23 protein-coding genes and 1 pseudogene are annotated in these 23,996 nt (G+C 67.5%); 12 read left to right on the top strand and 12 right to left on the bottom strand.

Annotated elements, in window-relative coordinates:
- The first annotated feature begins 67 nt into the window (after nt 1-67).
- The gene (locus ACZK4Z_RS02450) at nt 68-631 is read left to right on the top strand and encodes a DUF3016 domain-containing protein (RefSeq protein WP_032128740.1); all 564 of its coding nucleotides are present in this window, start codon (nt 68-70) and stop codon (nt 629-631) included.
- Between the two features lie 396 nt (nt 632-1,027).
- Here ACZK4Z_RS02450 and alr read toward each other — a convergent pair whose 3' ends face one another.
- Both alr and ACZK4Z_RS02440 read right to left on the bottom strand, forming a co-directional pair.
- Entirely contained in the window at nt 1,028-2,098 is a 1,071-nt protein-coding gene (gene alr / locus ACZK4Z_RS02445; protein WP_293796121.1) for an alanine racemase, read from the bottom strand.
- Nucleotides 2,077-3,381 carry a D-amino acid dehydrogenase gene (locus tag ACZK4Z_RS02440; protein ID WP_032128742.1) on the bottom strand — a complete coding sequence of 435 codons (1,305 nt, stop codon included), beginning with the start codon at nt 3,379-3,381 and terminating at the stop codon, nt 2,077-2,079. The genes alr and ACZK4Z_RS02440 overlap by 22 nt, the downstream gene beginning before the upstream one ends.
- Nucleotides 3,382-3,530: 149 nt before the next feature.
- Here ACZK4Z_RS02440 and ACZK4Z_RS02435 point away from each other — a divergent pair, with 149 nt between their 5' ends.
- Complete coding sequence (locus ACZK4Z_RS02435) at nt 3,531-4,010, top strand: winged helix-turn-helix transcriptional regulator (RefSeq protein ID WP_005407919.1); 480 nt, start codon at nt 3,531-3,533, stop codon at nt 4,008-4,010.
- A gap of 56 nt (nt 4,011-4,066) precedes the next feature.
- Here the strand turns inward: ACZK4Z_RS02435 and ACZK4Z_RS02430 are convergent, their stop codons facing one another.
- Nucleotides 4,067-4,252 carry a hypothetical protein gene (locus tag ACZK4Z_RS02430; protein ID WP_049424811.1) on the bottom strand — a complete coding sequence of 62 codons (186 nt, stop codon included), beginning with the start codon at nt 4,250-4,252 and terminating at the stop codon, nt 4,067-4,069.
- A gap of 144 nt (nt 4,253-4,396) precedes the next feature.
- Nucleotides 4,397-4,775, bottom strand: a pseudogene (locus ACZK4Z_RS02425) (classical arabinogalactan protein 4).
- Nucleotides 4,776-4,915: 140 nt separating this feature from the next.
- Between ACZK4Z_RS02425 and msrB the strand changes: the two are divergent.
- The 5 genes from msrB to ACZK4Z_RS02400 all read left to right on the top strand — a co-directional run bounded on the left by msrB (nt 4,916) and on the right by ACZK4Z_RS02400 (nt 8,186).
- Nucleotides 4,916-5,383 carry a peptide-methionine (R)-S-oxide reductase MsrB gene (gene msrB, locus ACZK4Z_RS02420; RefSeq protein WP_005415117.1) on the top strand — a complete coding sequence of 156 codons (468 nt, stop codon included), beginning with the start codon at nt 4,916-4,918 and terminating at the stop codon, nt 5,381-5,383.
- Nucleotides 5,384-5,474: 91 nt separating this feature from the next.
- A complete protein-coding gene (motA, locus tag ACZK4Z_RS02415) occupies nt 5,475-6,329 on the top strand; it encodes a flagellar motor stator protein MotA (protein WP_005407915.1) in 855 nt (284 codons plus the stop codon).
- Nucleotides 6,330-6,332: 3 nt separating this feature from the next.
- The gene (gene motB, locus ACZK4Z_RS02410) at nt 6,333-7,271 is read left to right on the top strand and encodes a flagellar motor protein MotB (protein WP_049398339.1); all 939 of its coding nucleotides are present in this window, start codon (nt 6,333-6,335) and stop codon (nt 7,269-7,271) included.
- 128 nt (nt 7,272-7,399) lie between these two features.
- Nucleotides 7,400-7,897, top strand: coding sequence for a hypothetical protein (locus tag ACZK4Z_RS02405; RefSeq protein ID WP_032128748.1), 498 nt, complete (start codon nt 7,400-7,402; stop codon nt 7,895-7,897).
- A gap of 13 nt (nt 7,898-7,910) precedes the next feature.
- On the top strand, nt 7,911-8,186 hold the full coding sequence (locus tag ACZK4Z_RS02400; protein WP_049398338.1) for a DUF4031 domain-containing protein: 276 nt from the start codon (nt 7,911-7,913) through the stop codon (nt 8,184-8,186).
- 38 nt (nt 8,187-8,224) lie between these two features.
- On the opposite strand, the gene ACZK4Z_RS02395 is transcribed toward ACZK4Z_RS02400, so the two are convergent.
- Entirely contained in the window at nt 8,225-8,767 is a 543-nt protein-coding gene (locus ACZK4Z_RS02395; RefSeq protein WP_478451166.1) for a DUF6630 family protein, read from the bottom strand.
- Nucleotides 8,768-8,857: 90 nt separating this feature from the next.
- On the opposite strand from ACZK4Z_RS02395, the gene ACZK4Z_RS02390 reads away from it, so the two are divergent.
- Nucleotides 8,858-9,106: a DUF3297 family protein gene (locus ACZK4Z_RS02390; RefSeq protein ID WP_012509930.1), complete on the top strand. Its 249-nt coding sequence runs from the start codon at nt 8,858-8,860 to the stop codon at nt 9,104-9,106.
- Between the two features lie 101 nt (nt 9,107-9,207).
- Here ACZK4Z_RS02390 and ACZK4Z_RS02385 read toward each other — a convergent pair whose 3' ends face one another.
- The 3 genes from ACZK4Z_RS02385 to ACZK4Z_RS02375 form a co-directional block, all read right to left on the bottom strand.
- The gene (locus ACZK4Z_RS02385) at nt 9,208-10,857 is read right to left on the bottom strand and encodes a Na+/H+ antiporter (protein ID WP_032128751.1); all 1,650 of its coding nucleotides are present in this window, start codon (nt 10,855-10,857) and stop codon (nt 9,208-9,210) included.
- A 117-nt stretch (nt 10,858-10,974) separates the two neighbouring features.
- A complete protein-coding gene (locus tag ACZK4Z_RS02380; RefSeq protein ID WP_201118080.1) occupies nt 10,975-11,763 on the bottom strand; it encodes a dioxygenase family protein in 789 nt (262 codons plus the stop codon).
- A 31-nt stretch (nt 11,764-11,794) separates the two neighbouring features.
- Nucleotides 11,795-12,205, bottom strand: coding sequence for a DoxX family protein (locus ACZK4Z_RS02375; RefSeq protein WP_293796137.1), 411 nt, complete (start codon nt 12,203-12,205; stop codon nt 11,795-11,797).
- 96 nt (nt 12,206-12,301) lie between these two features.
- On the opposite strand from ACZK4Z_RS02375, the gene ACZK4Z_RS02370 reads away from it, so the two are divergent.
- Entirely contained in the window at nt 12,302-13,183 is an 882-nt protein-coding gene (locus tag ACZK4Z_RS02370; RefSeq protein WP_125892436.1) for a LysR family transcriptional regulator, read from the top strand.
- Nucleotides 13,184-13,278: 95 nt separating this feature from the next.
- On the opposite strand, the gene ACZK4Z_RS02365 is transcribed toward ACZK4Z_RS02370, so the two are convergent.
- Nucleotides 13,279-16,230 (bottom strand): bifunctional diguanylate cyclase/phosphodiesterase, encoded by a 2,952-nt coding sequence (locus ACZK4Z_RS02365; protein ID WP_478451165.1) that lies wholly within the window; start codon nt 16,228-16,230, stop codon nt 13,279-13,281.
- 285 nt (nt 16,231-16,515) lie between these two features.
- On the opposite strand from ACZK4Z_RS02365, the gene ACZK4Z_RS02360 reads away from it, so the two are divergent.
- A complete protein-coding gene (locus ACZK4Z_RS02360; RefSeq protein WP_125892430.1) occupies nt 16,516-18,627 on the top strand; it encodes a M13 family metallopeptidase in 2,112 nt (703 codons plus the stop codon).
- Nucleotides 18,628-18,797: 170 nt separating this feature from the next.
- Here ACZK4Z_RS02360 and ACZK4Z_RS02355 read toward each other — a convergent pair whose 3' ends face one another.
- Together ACZK4Z_RS02355 and ACZK4Z_RS02350 are read right to left on the bottom strand one after the other, a co-directional pair.
- A complete protein-coding gene (locus ACZK4Z_RS02355; protein WP_125892428.1) occupies nt 18,798-19,970 on the bottom strand; it encodes an MFS transporter in 1,173 nt (390 codons plus the stop codon).
- Nucleotides 19,967-21,181 carry an MFS transporter gene (locus ACZK4Z_RS02350; protein ID WP_125892426.1) on the bottom strand — a complete coding sequence of 405 codons (1,215 nt, stop codon included), beginning with the start codon at nt 21,179-21,181 and terminating at the stop codon, nt 19,967-19,969. The genes ACZK4Z_RS02355 and ACZK4Z_RS02350 overlap by 4 nt, the downstream gene beginning before the upstream one ends.
- A 133-nt stretch (nt 21,182-21,314) precedes the next feature.
- Between ACZK4Z_RS02350 and ACZK4Z_RS02345 the strand changes: the two genes are divergently transcribed.
- Nucleotides 21,315-21,902: a TetR/AcrR family transcriptional regulator gene (locus ACZK4Z_RS02345; protein ID WP_125892424.1), complete on the top strand. Its 588-nt coding sequence runs from the start codon at nt 21,315-21,317 to the stop codon at nt 21,900-21,902.
- Nucleotides 21,903-22,130: 228 nt separating this feature from the next.
- Here the strand turns inward: ACZK4Z_RS02345 and ACZK4Z_RS02340 are convergent, their stop codons facing one another.
- Nucleotides 22,131-23,060, bottom strand: a complete 930-nt coding sequence (locus ACZK4Z_RS02340; RefSeq protein WP_125892421.1) for an oxygenase MpaB family protein — start codon at nt 23,058-23,060, stop codon at nt 22,131-22,133.
- A gap of 309 nt (nt 23,061-23,369) precedes the next feature.
- Here ACZK4Z_RS02340 and ACZK4Z_RS02335 point away from each other — a divergent pair, with 309 nt between their 5' ends.
- Nucleotides 23,370-23,984: a hypothetical protein gene (locus ACZK4Z_RS02335; protein WP_032128761.1), complete on the top strand. Its 615-nt coding sequence runs from the start codon at nt 23,370-23,372 to the stop codon at nt 23,982-23,984.
- Nucleotides 23,985-23,996: the final 12 nt, after the last annotated feature.

Here is a 23,996-nt window from a genome sequence, read left to right as displayed (position 1 = left end):
CCGGCCGCAGGATCACACTCGATCTGTGATCAACATCGTCCCCATCGCGGGGACGCAGGAGACCGTCATGAAACGCTCACTCGCGATTGCCCTGCTGGCAGGCGCCCTGGTGGCGGGCGGCGCCGCCGCTGCACCGCGCACCGTGACCGATGCGGACGCGCCACGTGCGTTGCAGGCCGATGGCCCGGTCAGCGTGAAATGGGAGGACCCGGCCAAATTCACCGAGATCCGCCAGAGCACCAACCGCTTCGAGGCCGAGCGTGGCGACTGGGTACAGCAGCTGGCACGCTACCTGCAGACCACCGCCGCCAAGCCGCTGCAGCCTGGGCAGACCCTCGATGTGACCCTGGTCGACATCAAGCGCGCCGGTGACTACGAGCCGTGGCATGGCCCGCGTGGCCGCGACATCCGGATCATGCGTGACATCTACCCGCCGCGGATCAGCCTGCAGTACACGTTGAAGGACGCCAGCGGCCGTATCGTCAGCGAGGGCGATGCGCGCCTCAGCGATACCGGCTACCTGCACAACCTGGGGCTGAAGAGCGACAGTGATCCGCTGCGCTACGAGAAGCGCCTGATCGATGACTGGGTGAAGCGGCAGCTGGCCAGCCAAGCCACCGCCGCGCGATGATCCGGGGCGGCGCGACTCACCGGTAGGTGTCGACCTTGGTCGACACGCATTCAAAGCGCCGACCAAGGTCGGCCGCTACCAGTGCCGCGCCCGGCGACCACTGCGCGTTAGACCCATCGGTAGGCGTCGACCTTGGTCGACACGCATTCACAGCGCCGACCAAGGTCGGCCGCTACCAGAGCCGCGTGCGGCGGCCACTGCGTGTTAGACCTACCGGTAGGTGTCGACCTTGGTCGACACGCATTCAAAGCGCCGACCAAGGTCGGCCGCTACCAGAACCGCGCCCGGCGGCCACTGCGTGTTAGGCCCGTCGGTAGGTGTCGACCTTGGTCGACACGCATTCACAGCGCCGACCAAGGTCGGCCGCTACCAGAGCCGTGCACGGCCAGCGTTCGGTCAGTCCTGATAGACCTTCGCCACGCGCTTGACCGCGCAGGGCAGCTGGTACGCACTCACGCCGCAGCGCGGCGCCAGTTCGGACAGCGTCGGTGCACTGCCCCACAGTTCCACCACGCTGCCGATGCCGGCCTGCGCGTGCGCGGTCAAGTCCACGGTCAGCATGTCCATCGACACGCGCCCGATCAGGGCACCGGGCTGACCATCGATCAGCACCGGGGTGCCATTCGGGGCGAACTGCGGATAACCGTCGGCATAGCCGAGCGCGACCACGCCCACGCGGGTGCGTGCCTTGGCCACGAAGCGCGCGCCATAGCCCACCGGCTCACCGGCCTCGATCCAGCGTTCGGCGATCACCTTCGACTGCATCGTCATCACCGGGCGCAGGCGCTCGGTCAGCGCGGTGTTGTCCGGCAGCGGGTTGGCACCGTACAGCATCAGGCCCGGGCGCACCCAGTCGCTGCGTACATCCGGCCAGCCCAGCAGCGCCGGCGAGTTGCACACACTGGTCTCGCCATCGAGGCCGTCGATGGCCCGCGCGAACGTCGCCGCCTGCTCGTGGGTGCGTTCGCTATCCAGCTCGTCGGCACGCGCCAGGTGGGTCATCAGCACGATCCGTTCGACCTGCGGCAGCGCCGACAGGCGTGCATGCGCGGCGCGGAAGCTGTCCACGTCCAGGCCGAGGCGATGCATGCCGCTGTCCAGCTTCAGCCACACCGTCAACGGACGCGGACTGTCGAAGGCAGCGACGGCTTCCAGTTGCCACGGCGAACCGACGGCGAACCAGAAATCATGCTCGGCCACCAGCGCCATGTCGCTGGGCTCGAAGATACCTTCCAGCAGCAGGATCGGCGCACGGATGCCGGCCTGGCGCAGTTCCAGCGCCTCTTCGATGGTGGCCACGCCGAAACCATCGGCCTCGCCTTCCAGTGCCTGCGCACAGCGCACTGCGCCGTGGCCATAGGCATCGGCCTTGATGATCGCCAGGGCCTTGCCACCGCCCAGTTCACGGGCGAGCCGGTAGTTGCTGCGCAGGGCGCCCAGATCGATCAGCGCGCGGGCAGGACGCATGTGCGGTTCTCTTGTTGCGGCGCGTGACCGTACTGGCCGTAGCGGAAAATATCCAGGCCTTCGGTGCTGATCTGCGGCTGGCGCGCGCTCATCAGGTCGGCCAGGTAGCGGCCCGAGCCGCAGGCCATGGTCCAGCCCAGCGTGCCGTGGCCGGTGTTGAGGTACAGGTTGCGGAATGGCGTGGCGCCGATCACCGGCGTACCGTCCGGCGTGGCCGGGCGCAGGCCGGTCCAGAACTGCGCGCGCGACAGGTCGCCGCCCTTCGGGTAGAGATCGCTGACCACCAGCTCCAGGGTCTCGCGACGGCGCTGCGACAGCGACAGGTCGAAGCCGGCCACTTCGGCCATGCCACCGACGCGGATGCGGTCGTCGAAGCGGGTCACCGCCACCTTGTAGCTCTCATCGAGGATGGTCGAGGTCGGCGCCATCGCCGGGTCGGTGATCGGCAGCGTCAGCGAGTAGCCCTTCAGCGGATACACCGGCAGGCGCATGCCCAGCGATGCGACCAGCGCCGGCGAATAGCTGCCGAGCGCGACCACGAAGCGGTCGGCGGTTTCCAGCTTGCCATCGATGCGTACGCCGGTGATGCGGTCGCCATCGAACTCCAGGCCGGTGATGTCCTGGTCGAAACGGAACTCGACACCGGCATCCACGCACATCTGCGCCAGGCGGCGGGTGAACAGCTGGCAGTCGCCGGTCTGGTCACGCGGCAGGCGCAGCGCGCCGACCAGGCCGTCGACATGGGCCAGGGCCGGTTCGGCCTGGATGATGCCGGCGCGGTCCAGTACCTCGTACGGCACGCCGTACTGGGCCAGGATCTCGATGTCCTGCGCCGAGGCATCCAGCTGCTGCTGGGTGCGGAACAGCTGGGTGGTGCCCAGATCGCGGCCTTCGAACTCGATGCCGATCTGCGCGCGCAGCTCGTTCAGGCAGTCGCGGCTGTACTCGGACATGCGCACCATGCGCGCCTTGTTGATCGCGTAGCGCTCGTGGGTGCAGTTGCGCAGCATCTGCCACAGCCAGCGGTACTGGGCCAGGTCCATACCCGGCTTGATCGCCAGCGGCGCATGCTTCTCGAACAGCCAACCGATGGCCTTCTTCGGCACGCCCGGGGCGGCCCATGGCGAGGTGTAGCCGAACGACAGCTGGCCGGCATTGGCGAAGCTGGTTTCCAGCGCCGGGCCGGGTTGGCGGTCGATGACCGTGACTTCAAACCCGGCCTGTCGCAGGTACCAGGCACTGGTGGTGCCGATCACGCCGCTGCCGAGAACTAGGACTCGCATGGGACTTCTCCAACCCGATCATTCCCTGCACTGGAGCGTGCCGGGACCATAATTGGGGAAGTATAGACAGCCATTCCCAGTTGATTTGCCTGATTTGCAATCAACCGGCAGGATGTTCCCCTGCAATTCATTCCCCAAGGTTGACGGCCATGGCCACCCGTACCCGCGAACTGGACAAGATCGATCGCAAGATCCTGCGCATCCTGCAGGCCGAGGGCCGTATCTCCTTCACCGAACTGGGCGAGCGGGTCGGCCTGTCCACCACCCCATGCACCGAGCGCGTGCGCCGGCTCGAGCGCGAAGGGGTGATCACCGGCTACCACGCCCACCTCGACCCGGCGGCGGTGAAAGCCAGCCTGCTGGTGTTCGTGGAGATCAGCCTGGCCTACAAGTCCGGCGACATCTTCGAGGAGTTCCGGCGCGCGGCCCTGAAGCTGCCCAACGTGCTGGAGTGCCACCTGGTCTCGGGCGACTTCGATTACCTGCTGAAGGCACGGATCAGCGAAATGGCCTCCTACCGCAAGCTGCTCGGCAGCACCTTGCTGACACTGCCGCATGTACGAGAGTCGAAGAGCTACATCGTGATGGAAGAAGTGAAGGAAACGCTGAGCCTGCCAATTCCGGATTGAGTCCGGAACGGTAGTGGGGCCAGATCCCGTGCAGCGGGCTCTGACCCCCGGGTCCGTCAGCGCTGCTGCGGATGCTTCTGCGAGCGCTGTTCCTGCTGCTTGCCGCCCTTGTGCGGCTGCTGCGGGTCCATCTGTTGCTGTTGCTGCTGTTGCTGTTGCTGCGGGTTGCGGCCCTGCGGTTCCTTGCCGGGATGACGGTTCTGCTGGTTTTTCATGATCGCGATCCAGTGGACGAAGGACATGCGGCGGCGGAATGCCGGCGCACGGTCACGTTGGTCCCGGAACGGTTAATCGCAGGCGAAAAAGCAGTGATCTGCAGCAGGTTGTTTTTGTGCGTTCAGGCCGGACAGCGTGCGGTAGCTGCCAACCTTGGCTGGCACCCGAGATCAGCGCTTGATCTGCTGGCCGTCACCGGCCGGCACGCTGTCGTAATAGCGGCCGGTGCGCGAATCGAATACGCGGTTCGGACCGGCCGGCCGCACCCCGGGGACGATGCGGCCATTGCGGTCGTACACCTTGTCGGCCGGCTTCGGCGCCGGGGGGGGGCGCGATCTGGGCGGGGCCGGTGGACCTGATCGGCTGCGCCGGCTGCGGCGACGGCAGGACCTGCGGCTGCGGGCGAGCGGCCTGCGGCGGCGGCATCACCGGCTGCGGTGCCACGGTGGTGGCACTGCGGGTGGCGGTCGGGCTCGACGACGTCGGTACCTGGGCCTGCGCGACCAGGGGCAACAGGGCCATCAACAGCAGGGAAAGGGTCGGTTTCATGTCACGCTCCGGCGTGGATCACATTTACCTTGCGCCTGCACCTGTGTGCCGGCCATGAACGGCCATCACACTTGCAAGCGCGCGCCGGCACCCCCACGTTTTCCGCCATCCCCAGGCCATCAACCCCACGGAGCGCCGCCATGACTGCCTTCGACCTGACGCCCCCCACCGCCACCCAGACCGAGGCGCTGATCGCTGGCCTCAGCAGTGAAGAGCGCCGCGTGCTGCTGCAGCACGGTACCGAGGCGCCGTTCTGCGGCGTGTTCCTCGACAACAAGCGCGAGGGCGTTTACTGCTGCCGGCTGTGCGCGCTGCCGCTGTTCCGCTCCAGCACCAAGTTCGATTCCGGCACCGGTTGGCCGAGCTTCTTCGCCCCGTTCGACCCGGCGCACGTGCGCGAGATCCGCGATACCAGCCACGGCATGGTCCGCACCGAGATCACCTGCGCGCGCTGCGGCAGCCACCTGGGTCACGTTTTCCCGGACGGCCCGCCGCCCACCTACGAGCGCCACTGCCTGAACTCCGTCTCACTTTCGTTCACCGGTAATGGCGAGCCCTGGCCCGACCCGTTGCAGCGTGGCGGCGCCGAAAGCGGCGTGGCGGGCTGAAACACCCCGCTGACCGATTTCACAGAATTCCCTCTTCAGAAAATCGGGCGACGGGCCGACAAGGAGATATCCCCTCTCCTTGCGTCGCCCCATGCTCATCATCGTTGGATTCCTGGTCGTCATCATCAGCGTGATCGGGGGCTATCTCGGTGCCCACGGCCGCCTGGGTGCCCTCTGGCAGCCCTACGAGCTGGTCATCATCGGCGGCGCCGCGCTCGGCGCCTTCCTGGTCGGTACCCCGGCCAAGACGGTCAAGCAGACCCTGCAGGCCATGGTCGGCGTGTTCAAGGGCCCACGCTACAAGCAGCAGGACTACATCGACGTCCTCAGCCTGCTCTATGAACTGCTCAACAAGGCCCGCCGCGAAGGCTTCATGGCGCTGGAAGACCACGTCGAGCGCCCGGCCGAGAGCGCGCTGTTCGGCAACTACCCCAAGGTGCAGGCCGACCACCACCTGATCGACTTCATCACCGACTGCCTGCGCCTGATGATCGGCAGCAACATCGAGCCACACGAGCTGGAGCCGCTGCTGGAACTGGAGCTGGAAAAGCACCACGCCGAGGCCATGGCGCCGTCGCAGGTGCTGACCAAGGTCGCCGACGGACTGCCCGGTTTCGGCATCGTCGCGGCGGTGCTCGGCATCGTCATCACCATGGGTTCGATCGGCGGGGATATCGTCGAGGTCGGCGGCCATGTGGCCGGCGCGCTGGTCGGTACCTTCCTGGGCATCCTGCTGGGCTATGGCTTCGTCGGCCCGATGGCAGCCGCCATGGAAGCGCGCGCCGAGCAGGACAGCCGCATCTACGAATCGGTGAAGACCGCGCTGCTGGCCTGCCTGCGTGGCTACAACCCGAAGATCGCGCTGGAATTCGCCCGCAAGACGCTGCCGTCGAACGTGCGCCCGGCCTTCTCCGATTTCGAGCAGCACCTGAAGACGGTCAAGTAAGCCATGGCCGAGACCAAGCCCACCGTCATCGTCCGCCGGGTCAAGAAGGCCGGCCACGCCGCCCATCATGGCGGTTCGTGGAAGGTGGCCTATGCCGACTTCGTGACCGCGATGATGGCGTTCTTCCTGGTGTTGTGGCTGATGGCCACCACCAACAAGAACGACCGTGCGGCCATTTCCGAGTACTTCCGCAACCCCAGCCCGCTGAGCGGGCAGAACGCCACGCCGGCGCCCGGCATGGCCGGCCCGGGTGGCGCCAGCACCTCGATGATCAAGCTCGGTGGTGCCACCGACATCTCGCGGGGCAGCAGCAACGATCCCTTCCAGAACCAGAAGGAAGCCGTGCCGCAGCCGGTGGACCAGCAGCAGCGCGACAAGCAGCAGCTGGAAGCGCTGATGAAGGAACTGCAGGAAGCGATCAGCAAGAGCCAGGCACTGGAGCCGTTCAAGGACCAGCTGCTGCTGGATCTGACCCCGGAAGGCCTGCGCATCCAGATCGTGGACAAGCAGAACCGGCCGATGTTCGACCTCGGCAGCGCCACGCTGAAGCCGTACACGCAGCAGATCCTGCACGAGCTGGCCAATTACCTGAACCACGTGCCGAACCGGATAAGCCTGACCGGCCACACCGACATCACCGCCTATTCGGCCGCGCGCGGCTACGGCAACTGGGAACTAAGCGCCGATCGTGCCAACGCCGCACGGCGCGCACTGGTGGACGGCGGCCTGGAGGACAGCAAGATCACCCGCGTGGTCGGCCTGTCTTCGTCGGTGCTGTTCGACAAGGCCGACCCGCAGAACCCGATCAACCGCCGCATCAGCATCGTGGTGATGACCCAGGCCGCCGAAGCAGCCGCCCTGGCCGGTGCCGGCCCGCAGGTGGGGCTGTCGGCCCCCGCCGCCGACCCGGACGTGCAGGCCGCGCAGGGGCCGGCAAAGTAAACGGTAGGTGCGGACCTTGGTCCGCACATCCGGGAAAAGCGTGCGGACCAAGGTCCGCACCCACCAGGGGCATGACCCGGCGCACCCGCTACAATGGCGGTCTTTCCGTTTCCAGGTGACTCCACCCCATGTCCCAGAACTCCAAGGCCAAGCGCGACAAGCGCAAGAAGCAGCAGGCCAAGCGCCCGTTCCTCCGCCTGAACGCGCAGCAGCAGGTGCAGAACCATGCCGTGCTGACCAACGAAGACGGCCAGGTGGTCGCGGCCATCGGCCTGCAGGGCCGTGAGTGGCTGCTGGCCATCGGCGGCCAGACCATGGGCAATGCCGAGAACCCGGTACCGATGCTGGCCATGCTCAAGCACCTGGCCAACGTGCAGGAGAAGGAAGGCCGCAAGGTCAACCTGGAGTACTCCGAACTGCTGCAGAAGCTGCTGGACACCCTGGCCGCCGAATCCGAGCAGACCGCTGACGAGTACCTGGACAAGCTGGTCGCCGAGTTCGAAGGCGTCGACGCTGCTGAGGGCGAGGAAGGCGAAGCCGCCGAGGGCGACGTGGCCGAAGAAGCCGCTGCCGAGGCCGCTCCGGCCGCTCCGGCCGCTGACAGCGACAGCAAGCCGCAGGCCTGAACCGGCCGCGGCGGTGACGGTCTACGTCGATGACGCGGTGCATCCCTGGCGCGGACAGCGCTGGGCGCACCTGATGGCCGACACCCTGGCCGAGCTGCACGCGATGGCGGCGCAGCTCGGCATTCCCCCGCGGGCCTTCCAGAACAAGGCCAGCGGCGCCCACTACGACGTCACCGCCGAGCTGCGTACGCAGGCGATCGCGCTCGGCGCGCAGGCGATCTCAAGGCACACCGACCGCGCGCTGGTCAAAGCGGTGATCGCCAACGCCAGGGCGCAGTACCGGCCGTAGATGGGAGCGCCGGACATGGCCCGGCGCTACCATCAATCTCAGAACGGGTCGCTGCCCAGCCGGATTTCCACGTTCAGCAGCGAGCACAGCGCCAGCATCGCGTCGTCGTCGCGGGTCAGCGCCATCACGCCGGTGAAGCCGTCGCTGCCGGCATCCACGCTCCACAGCGTGTAATTGTGCTCGCGCAGGCGGTCGAAGGCGGTGGACATCAGCTGCACGCCGTCCAGGTCTTCAGCGAAGTCCTCGTCATCCAGGTCGCCGCCCCAGTCCAGCTGCAGGTTGAAGCGCGCCGACAGCTCGTTCACCGCCGACTGCAGCGATTCCAGGTCATCTCGTTCCACCTCGAAACCGGACTGCCAGGCAATGGCCGTGAACAGCGCCGGCAGCCAGTCGCTGTCCGCTTCCAGCGGCTGCCCGTCCTCGGACAGGTGCTCGCGCCAGCGGTTGAACTGCTGCAGGGCCAGCTCTTCGTCGCCCGGGTTGATCAGCACCAGCAGGTTCCAGACCCGCGCCTCGAAGCCGTCTTCGTCGAAGTCGTGGATGTCTTCCTCGTAGTCGAAATAGTCGCTGTTGTCGGGCATGGCGGAACTTCCTCTGGGGCAGGCCGGCATTCTACGGTTTATCCTGTGCCGCTGAAGCCGGCCTTGGTGGCCGTCACTGTGAATGAAGCGATGAGCGATACCCCTCCCGACCACCTGGCGATCAACCCGGCCAGCCCCTTCCATGATGCGCAGGCGCTGGAGCGCGGCGTTGGCGTGCGTTTCAACGACGTCGAGCGCGACAACGTCGAGGAATACTCGGTCAGCGAAGGCTGGATCCGCGTGCAGGCCGGCAAGGCCCGCGACCGCCGCGGCAACCCGATGACGATCAAGGTCAAGGGCAAGGTCGAGGCGTATTTCCTGGAAACGAAGCCGGAATAACCGGCTTGTGTAGAGTCGAGCCATGCTCGACTGCTTTCCGTTCCGGGTTCATGACGCCTGGGGCAAGAGCAGTCGAGCATGGCTCGACTCTACATTCGGCGTCATTCGCGCTTGCGCGATTCCAGCAGGTCCAGGTTGCGGATCAGGCGCCGTGAGATCTCGTCGGAGATCACCCCGCGCCGGGTCAGCCGGAACAGTTCCTCGCGCTCGGCATTGAGGCCGGCGCTGCGCAGCTGGCGGTAGCCCAGTTCCATGCGCCGCACCTTCTCCGGGTCCACGTCGGGCCCGTCGCTGTCCTTCTCCAGGTGGCGCTGGTACAGCAGGCTGACCCGCGAGGCGGCATCGTTGTACAGCTGCACGTTCTCGGTGTTCTGGTTCATCACCATCTGCTGGCGCATGCGCTCGACCCCGGCCAGTGCGGCCTTCGACGACAGCCGGCGCGCCAGATCCTCTTCCTTGCGCTCACCCGAATCGGACGGCAGCTGCAGGCCTTTCAACAGCCGCGGCAGCGCGATGCTGGCGCCCAGCAGCGAGAACAGGATCACCGACGCGGCCAGGAAGATCACCAGGTCACGCGCCGGGAATGCACTGCCGTCGGGAAGGAACAGCGGCAGGGTCAACACGCCGGCCAGGGTAATCGCACCGCGCACGCCGGCCACCGAGGTCGCCACCACGATGCGCCAGTTCGGCGCCTCGCCCCGCTCCAGGCCGCGACGACGCGCGCGCAGCAGGTTCCAGCGCAGCGACAGCCACACCCACAGCAGGCGCAGCACGACCAGTGCCAGATTGATCACCACCACATACACCAGCAGCCACCACGCACTCTGGTGGCCGGTCTCGTTCATGGTGGTGGTGGCGCGTTCGACGATGCCCGGCAGCTGCTCGCCCAGCAGCACGAACATGATGCCGTTGAAGCTGAACTGCAGCATGTTCCAGACCCCGGCGCGCTGCACGCGCATGCTGCCGGAGACGCGTCCGGTCAGCTCGACATAGCTCATCGCGATACCGGCGGCGACCGCGGCGAGGATGCCCGAGGCATGGATCTCTTCGGCCAGCAGGTAGGCCGCGAACGGAATGAGCAGGTTGACCAGCATCGCCGCGCCCGGCTCTTCGCCGAAGCGGCGCCACAGCCAGCGCTGGAAGGTGGACACACCCAGCGTCACTGCCACGCCCACAGCAAGGCCGGCCACCGCCACCCATACGAAGGTCAGCGAGGCCGTGGCCAGCGAGAAGGTGCCGGTCATCACTGCCGCCACCGCGAAGCGGAAGCAGACCAGGCCCGAGGCATCGTTCAGCAGCGACTCGCCCTCAAGGATGTGCATCAGGCGCTTGGGAATCGGCGCCTTGGAAGCGATGGCCCCGACCGCCACCGGGTCGGTCGGCGACACGATGGCCGCCAGCGCGAAGCACACCGCCAGCGGCATCACCGGAATCAGCCAGTGGATGAGGAAGCCAGCGCCGATGACGGTGAACACCACCAGGCCGAACGCCAGCTCGAGGATCGCGCCCTTGTCGCGGAACAGGCCCTGCTTGGGAATACGCCAGCCATCCAGGAACAGCAGCGGCGGCAGGAACAGCAGGAAGAACACCTCCGGCTCCAGCGCGTGGCCGCGGTTGAACACGCCGGCGATGACCGCACCCAGGCCGATCTGCACCAGCGGCAGCGGCAACGAGAACGGCAGGACACGAACCAGGTAGCCGCTGGCGACAACGGCCACCAGCATCGCCAGGACGACTTCAATGGTATGCATGCTTCTTCCAGGAAGCGGCGCGCGGGGAGGCTCGCAAGCCAGCGCCGGAAACCCGGAAAAAACTACCACATGCGGCCATGACCGCGACGGCCGGGGCCGCCGCGCGTCAGCCCCGGCTCATGCCCCGTCGAAGCGGTACAGATCCATGGCGAGGAAGCCAGCATCGATACCGGCGTCGATGCGGCGTGCACCGAAGCCGCCCTCGCCGGCCGCGCCCATCGCGAAGAACAGCGGCAGCAGGTGCTCGTCGGTCGGGTGCGCACGTTCGGCGAATGGCGCCTGCCTGCGGTAATCCAACAGGGCCTGGCGGTCATTGGCGGCCAGACGCTGCTCCACCCACTCGATGAAGGGCCGCACGTACGGCGCTTCCTTGCCGTCCTGGTAGTCCCCCCAGTCGTGCAGGTTGTGGGTGATGCTGCCCGAGCCGACCAGCAGCACGCCCTGCTCGCGCAGCGGCGCCAGCGCACGGCCCAGCGCGAACTGGTGCTCGGGCCCGAGCAGTGGCTGGATCGACAGCGGCACCACCGGGATGTCGGCCTGCGGGCGCAACAGCCGCAGCGGCACCCAGGCACCGTGGTCGAGGCCACGCTGCGGGTCGAGTGCCACCGGCAGGCCAGCGGCCGCGATGCGGCCGGCCACCTCTTCGGCCAGCGCCGGATCGCCCGGCGCCGGGTACTGCAGTTCAAACAGCGCGCGCGGGAAGCCGCCGAAGTCATGGATGGTCGGTGGCTGCGGATGCGCGCCGACCAGCGGCTGCCGGCCCAGCCAGTGCGCCGAGGCCATCACGATGGCGCGCGGCGTCGGCAGGTCGCGCGCCAGCTCGGCCAGGCGCACGCCAACCTGGCCCGGATGCAGGGCGGTCATCGGCGAACCATGCGAGATGTACAGCGAAGGCAGGCGGGACATGGAATTCTCCAGTTGCAGGGTCAGGCGGCGATCAGCGCGAACGCAGGGTCCACTTGCCATCGCCGACCAGGAACAGCACTACCAGCGCCAGTGCCCAGAACGCCGGGTATTCCCAGCCGCCGCCGGCATTGGCGAAACCGAAGCCGTTGGCGCCGTGCACGGTGACGATGGTGCCCAGCAGCAGCGGCACACCGACAAGGCTCACCCAGCGTGCGTAGATGCCCAGCAGGAGCGCGACGGTGATCACCAGCTCGACGCCGATGGTGAGGTAGCCGAGCACGCCGGGCAGGCCCAGCGACTCGAAGAACGCCGCCGTGCCGGCCGGGGTGAATACCAGCAGCTTGATCAGCGCATGGACCAGGAACAGCACGCCCAGGGCCAGGCGCAGCAGGGTGGCGCCGTACGGGGCCAGCGGCGAAACAGGAGCGGTCGTGGTGTGCATGGGGAAACACCTTGAAGGGAGTGGGCACAGGTTATTGCGCCTTCGTTGACCAATAAATACGATGGATTGACCGTATTTATTTCAAAAGGCGCAACAATGGACACCCTCGAGGCGATGCGCGTGTTCGTGGCGGTGGTCGAGCGCAACGGCTTCAGTGCCGCCGCCCAGGCCCTGGATATGTCCACTGCCGGCGTCACCCGCCAGGTCGCCGCGCTGGAAAAGCGCCTGTCCACCCGCCTGCTCCACCGCACCACGCGCCGGGTCAGCCCGACCAGTACCGGTGCCGCCTACTACGCCCAGTGCGTGCGCCTGCTGGCCGAGTTCGACGCGCTGGAGGCCAGCATCGGCGCGCAGGCGCTGGAGCCCTCCGGCACGCTGCGCATCAACGCACCGGTCAGTTGGGGCATCGCCCGCCTCGGCCCGCTGCTGGCCAGCTACCGCGAACGCTTCCCGCAGGTGGAACTGGACCTGGCCCTGTCCGACCGGCTGGTGGACATGGTCGAGGAAGGCTACGACGTCGCCATCCGCATCACCCGCGAGCCGGGGCCGACGTTGATCGCGCGACGTCTGGGCGAATCGCGGGTGAGCCTGTGCGCCGCGCCGTCCTACCTGGCCGCACGCGGCACCCCACAGACGCCGCAGGACCTGCAGGCACACGCGTGCCTGAGCTACAGCTACTGGGCCGCCGGCAACAACTGGCCGCTGCAGGGGCCCGGCGGCGAAGTGAAGGTGGCGGTGAGCAGCCTGCTGCACGCCAACAACGGCGACGTGCTGCGCGAAGCAGCAATCGCCGGCATGGGCGTGATCCTGCAACCGGATTTCCTGCTGGAAGACGCGCTGGCCGATGGCCGCCTGGTGCGCATCCTGCCCGAATGGGAGGCCTCGCCGATCGGCATCTTCGCGGTCTATACCAGCCGCAGCCATCTGGCACCGAAGGTGCGCAGTTTCATCGACCACCTGGTGGAGGCCGGGGTGTAGCCGAGTCTGGCGCTTGCCGGTAGTGCCGGCCGCTGGCCGGCAATCAGACACATCCCGGTCCTGGGCGAATGCCGGCCAGCGGCCGGCACTACCGCTTAGGCGGCAACCTCATCCAGCGCCTCGATGATCCGTTCCAGCGGCGCCGGCCGCCCCAGCAGGTAACCCTGCACCTGGTCGCAGCCGTGCGCAGCCAGCCAGTCCAGCTGCCCCGGCGTTTCCACGCCCTCGGCGATGATGGTCAGGCCCATGCTGTGGCCCAGCGACAGCAGCGCGCGGCAGATCGAGGCATTGCGCGGATTGGTTTCCACGTCGGCGACGAAGCTGCGGTCGATCTTCAGGATGTCCAATGGCAGGTGCTGCAGGTAGGACATGCTGGAATAGCCGGTACCGAAGTCATCCAGCGACACGCTGATGCCCTGCTCGTGCAGGCGTTGCATGGTCTGCATCGCCTGCGCCGGCTTGCGCATCAGGCTGCTCTCGGTCAGCTCCACGTGCAGCGCGCCGCGGGCCAGGCCGAACTCCTGCTGCGCGCGGGTGAACTCGGCCACCAGATCGCTGTTGAAGAACTGCACCGCCGATACATTGACCGCGATCGGCAGCTCGCCCCAACCGGCCTCGACCAGCCGGCGCTGCGCCTTCGCCGCCGCACGGATCACCCAGCGCCCCAGTGCCAGGATCAGCCCGGTGTCCTCACACAGCTGGATGAACTCGTTGGGCGGGATGAAGCTGCCATCGGCCTGCGGCCAGCGCAGCAGGGCCTCCAGCGCGGCCGGACTGCCATCGCTGGCGTGCCGGATCGGCTGGAAATACAGCTGGAACTCGTTGTCGATGGCGGCGTGGATGCGTCCGGCCAGGCGCAGGCGATCGGCCAACCGCGTGGTCACCGCCGCGTCGAACCAGACCACCACATTGCCTTCGGCGCGCGCGGCATGCGCGGCCTGTGCGGCCATGCCGATCACCTGCTCGGCGCTGTGGCCGTCGCCGGCAATGTGCACGGCCACGCCGATGCGCGGCTCGAACTGGTGCAGCGAATCCTTGCCGCGCATCGGCGCCGACACGATCTGCAGCAGGTCGTCCAGCACGCGCTGGGTATCGTGCTCGGCACCGATGGCGAACACGAAGTCCTCCGCCGGCTGGAACGCCAGCGTGCCGCAGCGCGCGCCCAGGCCACCAAGCCGGGTCGCCATCGACTGCAGCACCGCATCGCCGATCTCGCGGCCCAGCGTGTCGGCCACCAGCTGCAGGCCGCGCAACTGCACGAACGCAATGGTGTAGCCCGCATCGTGCTCGTCCAGCTGTTCGGTCAGCGCGCGCACGTTGAGCAGGCCGGTGGCCGGGTTGTGCCGCGCCTGGTAGGCCAGGTCGCGCTCGTAGGCCAGCCGTTCGCTCACATCCTCGGCCAGCACCAGGCAGGCGGGCTGGCCATCGAAATCGAGCCTGGACAGGTGTGCGCGCACTTCGAACACACTGCCGTCCTTGCGCCGGTGCAGGCGCACGGTGGCATCCTGCAGCTCGCCGACACGGGCCTTGGCGATCGCACCCTTCACCTCGTCCCAGCCTTCACGCGGGCGGATGTCGAGGATGCTCATCGCGAGGAATTCCTCGCGGCTGTAGCCGTACTGGCGCACGGCGGCATCGTTGACCTCGATGAAGCGCAGCGTATCCGGATCGAACACCCAGAACGGTGCTGGATTGCGGTCGAACAACAGGCGGAAGCGGCGTTCCACTTCGCTCATCTGCTCGCGGGCCTGGTAGCGTTCGCTCAGGTCGGTCAGGGCACCGATCATGCGGCGCTCGCTGTCGGCCACCTCCACCCGCTGCCCGCGTGCGCCCACCCAGCGCACTGCGCCTCCGGGCAGTACCAGGCGGAACACCTGGTCGAGCACCGCGCCACCGGCGAAGGCCTGGTCGAAGGCCTGCTGCAGGCGCGCCGCATCATCACGATGCACGCGCGCGAAGAAATCGGCCACCGGCAGCGCATCGGTCTGCACGCCGAAGATTTCACGCGCCAGCGGTGACCAGCGCAACAGTGCGGCATCCTCGTCCACGTACCAGGTGCAGACGCGCCCGACCTGGTGGGCCAGGCGCAGTTCGGCATGCCCGGTCTTCAGTTCCTCCGCCATCGACTGCTGGCGGCGGGTGCTGCGGCGCACCGCGTACAGCAGGACCAGCAGCACCCCGACGTAGGCCAGCACGATCGCTACTGACGCCTGCAGGTAGGGCCACCAGGGTGCCAGCACGTCCTCATCGGCCAACCCGACCTGCACCGCCAGCGGGCTGCGCTCCAGCGTGCTGATGGTGATGATGCGGGGCACGCCATCCACCGCGCCCGGCAGGCTGCCCAGCTCGACCACCGCCTGCTTGCCGAGCAGATCGCGGCGCGGCAGGTCGTAGCGACGGCCGACCGTACCATGCGGGTCCGGCACGCGGGCCAGCATGTAACCTTCGGCATCGCTGATCGAGACCAGTCCGTTCGGACCGACATCGAGGCCACCGATGATGCGCTGCAGCTCACCGCAGCGCAGCCGTGCCAGCAGCCAGCGGTCGCCGGCCATCGGCAGCGCCAGCGGCACCACCCAGCCGTCGTCGCTGGCACGCTGCGGCGGGCCGATGTACAGCGCGCTGCCCTGGCCACGGCGTTGCGGATCGGTCCACAGCGGCAGGTTCAGATCGCCCCTGCCGGCGGTGATCGAGCGACCATGGCGATCGAGCACGACGATGCTGTGCAGCTCGGCATGGCGGCGCAGCACGCCATCGATCGAAGCATCCAGCAGCGCCGGGGCCTGTGCGGGCACGCTGCGGAACAGTTCTGCGGCGTCGGCGGCGATGCCGGACATCGCCCGCTCCAGGTTGCGCAGTTCCAGTGCCAGCAGGCGCTCGCTGCCCACCGCCAGCGCGCGGCTCTGCCGCTGCGCGGCCTCCAGCCGGCGCTGGTGGTCGTTGATCAGCATGGTGGTCAGGCCGGCCACCAGCAACACGCCCAGCAGCACCCCGCCCCAGGTAATGGCGCGCAGCGGCCGGGCCAACGCCCGTTTCAGCGCGGGCATCGGTTGGTCTTCCTTGTGCAGTCGGCTGGCTTCATGCGCGAACGAATCCTCCACATCCCCGACCTCAACGGCCGGCGGACGCCATTCTTGACGCCTGACCCCCCCGCATGGCCACCTCCCCGTGTCCGCGCAGGGCTCCTGAGGCCAGCATGCACCACACCGGTGACGGCGTGAAGATCGCTTCCGCGCGTTCAGCCAGATCCCGCACAGGGCGGGCGGCACTACGGGAGGGCCAGCCGGGGCGGAGCGGATTAGACTTGGGGTTTTCCGCTGCAAGAGAAGTCCATGTCCAAGCTGCGCCGTCCCACCCTGGCACTGGCCATCGTTGCCAGCCTGTCCCTGGCCGCCTGCGACCGCCCGGCCGATCCGGCTGCCGGCACCGCCGCGCCTGCCGATGCCGCACCTGCGGCCGCCAAGCCGATGCTGGGCAGCTTCGGCTTCGATGCCAGCGGCATGGACCGCAGCATTGCCGCCGGCGATGATTTCTTTGGTTTCGCCAACGGCACCTGGGTCAAGAACACCGAGATCCCGGCCGATCGTTCGCGTTTCGGCAGCTTCAACGTCATCGCCGAGAAGACCCTGGCCGACACCCGCGCGATCCTCGAAGGCGCCGCCGGCAACACCCAGGCCAGCGGTGACGACAAGCTGATCGGCGACTACTACGCCGCCTACATGGACGAAGCCGGCATCGAGCAGCACGGCATCGCGCCGGTGCAGCCGCAGCTGAAGGCGATCGAGACCATCGCCGACAAGGCCGGGTTGGCCCGAGCCCTGGGCGGCGAGATGCGCGCCGACGTCGACCTGCTCAATGCGACCAACTTCTACACCGACCGCCTGTTCGGCCTGTGGGTGTCGGTGGACCTGCTGCAGCCGGACCGCAACGCGCCCTACCTGGTGCAGGGCGGCCTGGGCATGCCCGACCGTGACTTCTACCTCGGCGCCGGCCGCATGGCCGAGCTGCGCAAGCAGTACCAGGCCTACATCGCACAGATGCTGCAGCTGGCCGGTGTCGCCGATCCGGCGGGCAAGGCGCAGCGCATCCTCGCGCTGGAGACGAAGATCGCGCAGGCGCACGCCACCCAGGAAGAAACCAATGATGTGACCAAGGGTGCCAATCCCTGGACCCAGGCCGACTTCAATGCCAAGGCGCCGGGCATGGACTGGAACGCCTTCCTCGACGCGGCTGCGCTGGGCAAGCAGCAGGACTTCATCGTCTGGCAACCCAAGGCCGTGGCCGGCCTGTCCAAGCTGGTCGCCACCGAGCCGCTGGATGTCTGGAAGGATTACCTGGCCTTCCACGCGCTGGACCGCGCCGCTGCCTACCTGCCGAAGAAATTCGCCGATGCCCGCTTCGCCTTCCACGGCACCACGCTGAGCGGCACGCCGCAGCAGAGCGACCGCTGGAAGCGTGCAGTGGACGACGCCAGCCATGCCATCGGCGAAGCGATCGGCAAGCGTTACGTCGAGAAGCACTTCGACGCCAAGACCAAGGAACGCGCGGACGAGATGGCGAAGAACATCATCGCCGCCTTCGCCAAGCGCATCGACGCGCTCGCGTGGATGTCGCCGCAGACCAAGGCCAGCGCCAAGGCCAAGGTGGCCGGCCTGACCGTGGGCATGGGTTACCCGGAAAAGTGGCGTGATTACACCGGCCTGGAGATCCGCCGTGATGACGCGCTGGGCAATGCGCAGCGCGCCGAACTGTTCGAGTACCAGCGCAACATCGCCAAGCTGGGCAAGGCGGTCGACCACAGCGAGTGGGCGATGCTGCCGCAGACCATCAACGCGATGAACGTGCCGCTGGAGAACCGCCTGGTGTTCCCGGCCGCGATCCTGCAGCCGCCGTTCTTCGACGGTGCTGCCGACGACGCGGTGAACTACGGCGCCATCGGCGCAGTGATCGGCCACGAGATCAGCCACGGCTTCGACAACGCCGGTGCGCTGTTCGACGAGACCGGCAAGCTGCACAACTGGTGGACCGCTGAAGACCTGAAGCAGTTCAACGCCGCTGGTGATGCGCTGGCCGCACAGTTCAGCAGCTACGAGCCGTTCCCGGGCGTGCATGTGAACGGCAAGCTGACCCTGGGCGAGAACATCGCCGACGTGGCTGGCCTGGGTACCGCCTACGATGCCTACCAGCTGTCGCTGCAGGGCAAGCCGGGCCAGACCCTGGAAGGCTTCACCCCCGACCAGCGCTTCTTCCTCGGCTTCGCCCAGGCGTGGCGCAGCAAGAGCCGCGAGCAGGCGCTGCGCAACTCGCTGCTGACCGATGTGCATGCACCGGGCCAGTTCCGCGCACTCACCGTGCGCAACATCGACGCCTGGTACCCGGCGTTCGAAGTGAAGGAAGGCCAGAAGCTGTACCTGGCCCCGGACAAGCGGGTCAAGGTGTGGTGATGTAACCGGAACGGGCGCCGAAAGGCGCCCGTTTCATTTCCCGGTAGCTGCCAACCCTGGTCGGCACATGCCCCGCTCTGGTGGGTGCAAACCCTGGTCGGCACATGCCCCGCTCTGGTGGGTGCCGACCTTGGTCGGCACGGGCGTGGGAATCCACGCATGGCGTGGATCTACCTGCGGGTGGTGGCAACCATCAGCAGAGCGCTCGCAGCCAACACCGCAGCAGCCCAAAGCGTGGCGTATGGCCCGACACCATCCAGCAGCCGTCCCCCGCCCCACGCCCCGAGCGCGATACCGATGTTAAACACGCCTACATACAGGGCGGTGGCGATCTCCACGGCCTGCGGCACCGCTTTCATCATCCAGCTCATCAGGCCCACCGATACGCCGCCATAGGCCAGGCCCCATAGCAGCAGCACCGCAATGCCACCGCTCGGCGTGCCCCCCAGCCACAGCAACAGCAGCGGCGTCAGCAGCAGGCCCGATGCGATCGCCAGCAACGTACCGCGCGGATGGCGTGCTGCCAGCGGCCCGGCGATGAAGTTGCCGGCGATGCCGGCCAGGCCGTAGGCAAACAGCAGTGCACCGATCCAGGACGCCTCCACGCCCGAGACGGACGTCAGCAGCGGCCGCACGTAGGTGAAGGCGATGAAGTGCCCGGACACCAGCAGCACGGTCAGCCACAGGCCACGCCGCAGGTCGCGCTGGCCAAGCTGCTGCACGAACTGCCGCGGCTGCACCGATGTACTTACAGGTAACGCGGGAACCACCCGCAGATGCAGCAGCATCACCGCCGCACTGAACAACGCCATCGCTGCAAAGGCGCTGCGCCAACCCAATGCATCCCCGATCAGCGCGCCCAACGGAACACCCAGCACCGACGCTGCGGCCACGCCGCCGAAGATGATCGAGGTAGCCAGGCCGATGCGGTCAGCCGGCACCAGGCGCGCGGCCAGACCGCCGGCGATGGCCCAGATGCCGCCCATGCAGAACCCCACCAGCACCCGTGCGGCCAACAGCCAGCCGATGCCCGGTGCCAGCGCCGACGCGAGGTTGGCGACCAGCAGAAGCGCAAGCAGCGCGCACAGGATGCGACGGCGATCGATGCCACCGGCTGCGATCACCACCAGCGGTGCGAACACTGCCGCCAGCAGGGCCGGCAGCGAGATCATCAGGCCGGCGGTGCCGGTGGACGCGCCGAGATCTTCGGCGATCGGGGTCAGCAGGCCGACCGGCAGCATTTCGGTGGTGACCACCGAGAACGTGGCGAGGCCGACGGCGGAAACCGACCACCACGGATGACGAGGCACAGTCGCGGCGTGCGTAGGCGATGAAGCGCTCACGGGACGATTCCTTCAGGGGATGTGGTCGAGGCGGACGGGCGCAGTGCATGGTGTGCGAGCACGGCGAACAGCAGCACGCCACCGCCTGCCACCAGCGCAACAACAAAGCCGCTGCGCACGCCCCCCGCATCGACACCCTGCCCGGACAGCGCCGCGCCCAGCGCCACGCCGATGTTCAATCCGGCCAGCAACCAGGTCATGCCTTCGGTCAGGCGCGATTCGGGCACGTACTGTTCGACCAGCGACATCGCCACGATCATCGTCGGCGCGAATAACACCCCGGCCAGCAGCACGGCAACGGCCAGGGCAGGCAGGCTGCCGACCCACAGCAGCGGTAGCGTGGCCAATGCAGTGGCCGCTGCTCCGGTCAGCAACAGGCGCGGCAACGGGATCTGCAGCTTCAGCGCACCAAACAGCAGGCCCGCCGCGCAGCTGCCCAGCGCATAGGCCGACAGCACCCAACTGGCAGCCAGTGGCTGCCCGCGCTGTTCGGCGAAGGCCACGCTGGTGATGTCGACGGTACCGACAATCACACCCATCGCCAGCATCAGCAACGCCAGCAGGCGGATCTCCGCTTGCCGCAGCAGCGAGCGCGAGGGTGTTGCGCCTTCGCAGCGCTGCAGCGGTGGTTCGGTACCGCGTTGCAGAACCAGTGCGGTCACCCCGAGCACCAGCAGCAGGGCGGCGGCCAGCACGCCGGCCTGCGGCCATACCGCCACCGACAACCCGACGGACAACGGTGGCCCGGCGATGAAGGTCACCTCGTCGAACACGGTCTCCAGCGAATACGCAGTCTGCAGCTGGGGGCATCCGCGATGGATCGCGGTCCAACGCGCGCGCACCATCGCCGACATGCTGGGCATGCAACCGGCCAGCATCGCCGCAATGAACAGCGTCCAGTCCGGCGCGGCCAGCAGCGTGCACGCAAGCAGCAACAGCAACCCGGCCGCACTGGCCGCGGTGGCCCACGGCAGCACCCTGCCCTGCCCGCGCCGGTCGACCCAGCGCGATACCTGCGGCGACAGCAACGCGTAGGTCAGCACGAAGGTGGCCGACACCGCACCGGCCAGTGCATAGCTGCCGCGCAGCTGGGACAGCAGGGTGATGATGCCGATACCGGTCATCGGTAGAGGAAGGCGTGCCAGCAGCCCGGCCAGGGCGAGGCCGGCGGTGCCGGGGGCCGCGAACAGGTCGCGATAGGGGGTGGCCATCAGGTTCTCCAGGGCAGTGACTTGCCTGGCGCACCGGGCGCCACGACAATACATACAGAGCGTATGAATAAGAGGCTACATTCATACGTACCGTATGTAAATAATCATGCACTGTGTATGTAAGGAGCTCCGGATGGTTCGTCGCACCCGCGCCGAGATGGAAGAAACCCGCGCCACCCTGCTGGCCACCGCCCGCCGGGTGTTCAGCGCGCATGGCTATGCCGCCACCTCGATGGACGACCTGACCGCCCAGGCCGGGCTGACCCGCGGCGCGCTGTACCACCACTTCGGCGACAAGAAGGGTCTGCTGGCGGCTGTCGTCGCCCAGCTCGATGCCGAGACCGACCTGCGCCTGCAGGCGATCAGCGATGGCGCGGATGATGCCTGGGACGGCTTCGTGCAGCGTTGCCGCGCCTATCTGGAGATGGCACTGGAGCCGGAGATCCAGCGCATCGTGCTGCGCGATGCGCGCGCGGTACTCGGTGGCGCCTCACCGGAATCGCAGCGGCACTGCGTGAACTCGATGCAACGCCTGATCGAGCAGCTGATTGCCGAGGGTGCGGTGGCGCCGGTGGATGCGCAGGCGATGGCGTCGCTGATCTACGGCAGCCTGGCCGAGGCCGCGTTCTGGATCGCCGAGGGCGAGGATGGCGACGCGCGCCTGCAGCAGGCGACGGCGGCGCTGGAGATGCTGTTGCGTGGGTTGAAGTCGACCGGGTAACTCCCATCCACGCATGGCGTGGACTTACTGCGGAATCCGCTCTGGTAGAGGCCAACCTTGGTTGGCGCTTCTGCGGCACTGCGCGAAATGCGTGCCGACCAAGGTCGGCAGCTACCAGAACCAAGGTGTCAGTAGATCCACCTACTGCGGAATCCGCTCTGGTAGAGGCCAACCTTGGTTGGCGCTTCTGCGGCACCGCGCGAAATGCGTGCCGACCAAGGTCGGCAGCTACCGGAGCAGTTCGGGCCACTCGCGCAACACCGCCACCGGCACGCCCATGCGCGTGCAGGCGCGGCTGGCCAGGCCATCGGGCAGCGCGCGGCGGAACAGCGGCGCCATGCCCTGCATCAGCTTCGCCGACGCTGCAGCTTGTGCGCGCTGGCGCGCATTGCGTTCCAGCATGCCCTCGGCCCAATCCGGCAGCAGCGCCGCACCGGCGCCGAGGAACACTTCGCGCGACAGGCCCGGCACCGGTACCGGCAGGCGCACGCCGGACAACACCTCCAGCACTTCGCGCGAGCGCTCGTCGACGCGCAGCTCCGGCTGCCGCGCACAGAAGTACGCCGCCACTTCCGCTTCGCTGCGCGGCACATCCACCGCACCCAGCGCTTCGGCCACGCGGCAGTACTCGTCGTAATAGCGATCGGCGATGTGCGCCGGCACCTCGCGCCCGTAACGACGGAAGCCCTGCAGGAAACCGAAGGCTTCGGTCACGTGCACCCAGGTCAGCAGCTGCGGATCATCGGCAGCATAGGTCTCGCCCTGTGCGGTCTGGCCGCGGATCTGCGCATGGATGCGGCGTACCTTGGCCACCAGCGCCTCCACCTCGCCGCGGGGCGCATAGCTGGTGCCGGCAACGAAGGCGGTGGTGCGGCGCAGGCGTCCCACCAGGTCCTGGCGGAAATTGGAGTGGTCGTAGACACCGGCCAGCGCGCGCGGGTGCAGGGTCTGCAGCATCAGCGCACACAGGCCACCGGCCAGCATCGAGGGGAACTCGGCGTGCAGGCGCCAGGTGACGCTGTCCGGGCCGAACCAGCCCGGGTCTCCCAGCGGGTGGTCGTAATCGATGCCGCTCTGGCCACGCGGGAAGGCCTCCAGCACCCAGCGCCGGATAGGCGCGGTGACGGGGCGGGAAAGTCGCTGCAGCAGAGCCGGCATCACAGGTCCAGGAAAGGCGGAAGAGCGGCCGCAGGTTGCGCGGTCGGCCCCGATTCTGGGCGATCACGACGCCGACGGCGAGCCTCCGCGCTCAGCCACGGTTTCATGTGCAGCCGCAGCACGTTTCACCCTGCGACATCCTGTCGCAGGCTGCGACCATGATGTTGCGATGCAGCAACATTCACCCATTCAGACAAAACCCTTACGCCGCTAGGCATTGCGCCCATTGCACGGCTCGCTGGAAGTGCTAGAACTGAACCCGCCACACCGTCCAACGCTGATCGACGCACGTTCCACAAGGAGCCAGCCATGATTGCTTTGTTCAAGGGTTTGGGACTACTGCTTCGCGACAACGAGCTCTACAGCAGCCCGTTCGAAAAACAGGTCGCGCACTGGCGCAGCCTCAGCGAGCAGCAGATCCGCGATGAAGTGGCTGTGCTGGCCCAGGCCAAGTGCCAATGGCTGATCGCCTCGATCGTCGGCTGGCAGGCGGCCTCGCTGCTGATCCTCGGGCTGATCACCAACTACCTGTGGCGCGACGATTACCACATCACCTTCACCCGCGTGGTCGTGGTGTTCGGCTCATGGATCTCGATCCTGTTCGTGATCTGGTTCATGGCCAACATGTTCGACCGCACCGCCGGTTTCGAGCGTTGGATGAAGGCCTTCAACAGCCGCGCCCGCATCAGCTCCAAGGCCGACAGCGTCGAGAACGTGGCCGAGGCACTGGACCTGGCCGAGCACTACCCGGAAGTGCTGGACTACAAGCAGGCCGTCACCGCCAAGCGCGAGCTGCGCCATGAGGACATCCGCATCATGACCGAGATCGGGCGCATGAAGCAGCACTCAGAACTGGTCGGCCGCCTGAACCATGTGGGTGAGAACGAGCACCACCACGACCTGACACTGCAACCTGCCTACTGACCCTTCAGGGAA

It is taken from the genome of Stenotrophomonas sp. 71799_Sma (assembly GCF_056482505.1).
Note: the sequence above shows the minus strand (reverse complement) of the source record. Positions and strands in the feature narration are given on the sequence as shown.

Bases quoted from the DNA above. Each gene is read 5' to 3' on its own strand.
- alr (WP_293796121.1), bottom strand. From the start codon at position 2,098: ATGCGTCCTGCCCGCGCGCTGATCGATCTGGGCGCCCTGCGCAGCAAC.
- ACZK4Z_RS02340 (WP_125892421.1), bottom strand. From the start codon at position 23,060: ATGCCGGCTCTGCTGCAGCGACTTTCCCGCCCCGTCACCGCGCCTATC.
- ACZK4Z_RS02435 (WP_005407919.1), top strand. From the start codon at position 3,531: ATGGCCACCCGTACCCGCGAACTGGACAAGATCGATCGCAAGATCCTG.
- ACZK4Z_RS02365 (WP_478451165.1), bottom strand. From the start codon at position 16,230: ATGCCCGCGCTGAAACGGGCGTTGGCCCGGCCGCTGCGCGCCATTACC.
- ACZK4Z_RS02405 (WP_032128748.1), top strand. From the start codon at position 7,400: ATGTCCCAGAACTCCAAGGCCAAGCGCGACAAGCGCAAGAAGCAGCAG.
- msrB (WP_005415117.1), top strand. From the start codon at position 4,916: ATGACTGCCTTCGACCTGACGCCCCCCACCGCCACCCAGACCGAGGCG.
- motA (WP_005407915.1), top strand. From the start codon at position 5,475: ATGCTCATCATCGTTGGATTCCTGGTCGTCATCATCAGCGTGATCGGG.
- ACZK4Z_RS02370 (WP_125892436.1), top strand. From the start codon at position 12,302: ATGGACACCCTCGAGGCGATGCGCGTGTTCGTGGCGGTGGTCGAGCGC.
- ACZK4Z_RS02335 (WP_032128761.1), top strand. From the start codon at position 23,370: ATGATTGCTTTGTTCAAGGGTTTGGGACTACTGCTTCGCGACAACGAG.
- ACZK4Z_RS02450 (WP_032128740.1), top strand. From the start codon at position 68: ATGAAACGCTCACTCGCGATTGCCCTGCTGGCAGGCGCCCTGGTGGCG.
- ACZK4Z_RS02440 (WP_032128742.1), bottom strand. From the start codon at position 3,381: ATGCGAGTCCTAGTTCTCGGCAGCGGCGTGATCGGCACCACCAGTGCC.
- ACZK4Z_RS02430 (WP_049424811.1), bottom strand. From the start codon at position 4,252: ATGTCCTTCGTCCACTGGATCGCGATCATGAAAAACCAGCAGAACCGT.
- ACZK4Z_RS02385 (WP_032128751.1), bottom strand. From the start codon at position 10,857: ATGCATACCATTGAAGTCGTCCTGGCGATGCTGGTGGCCGTTGTCGCC.
- ACZK4Z_RS02395 (WP_478451166.1), bottom strand. From the start codon at position 8,767: ATGCCCGACAACAGCGACTATTTCGACTACGAGGAAGACATCCACGAC.
- ACZK4Z_RS02345 (WP_125892424.1), top strand. From the start codon at position 21,315: ATGGTTCGTCGCACCCGCGCCGAGATGGAAGAAACCCGCGCCACCCTG.
- ACZK4Z_RS02390 (WP_012509930.1), top strand. From the start codon at position 8,858: ATGAGCGATACCCCTCCCGACCACCTGGCGATCAACCCGGCCAGCCCC.
- ACZK4Z_RS02360 (WP_125892430.1), top strand. From the start codon at position 16,516: ATGTCCAAGCTGCGCCGTCCCACCCTGGCACTGGCCATCGTTGCCAGC.
- ACZK4Z_RS02350 (WP_125892426.1), bottom strand. From the start codon at position 21,181: ATGGCCACCCCCTATCGCGACCTGTTCGCGGCCCCCGGCACCGCCGGC.
- motB (WP_049398339.1), top strand. From the start codon at position 6,333: ATGGCCGAGACCAAGCCCACCGTCATCGTCCGCCGGGTCAAGAAGGCC.
- ACZK4Z_RS02375 (WP_293796137.1), bottom strand. From the start codon at position 12,205: ATGCACACCACGACCGCTCCTGTTTCGCCGCTGGCCCCGTACGGCGCC.
- ACZK4Z_RS02380 (WP_201118080.1), bottom strand. From the start codon at position 11,763: ATGTCCCGCCTGCCTTCGCTGTACATCTCGCATGGTTCGCCGATGACC.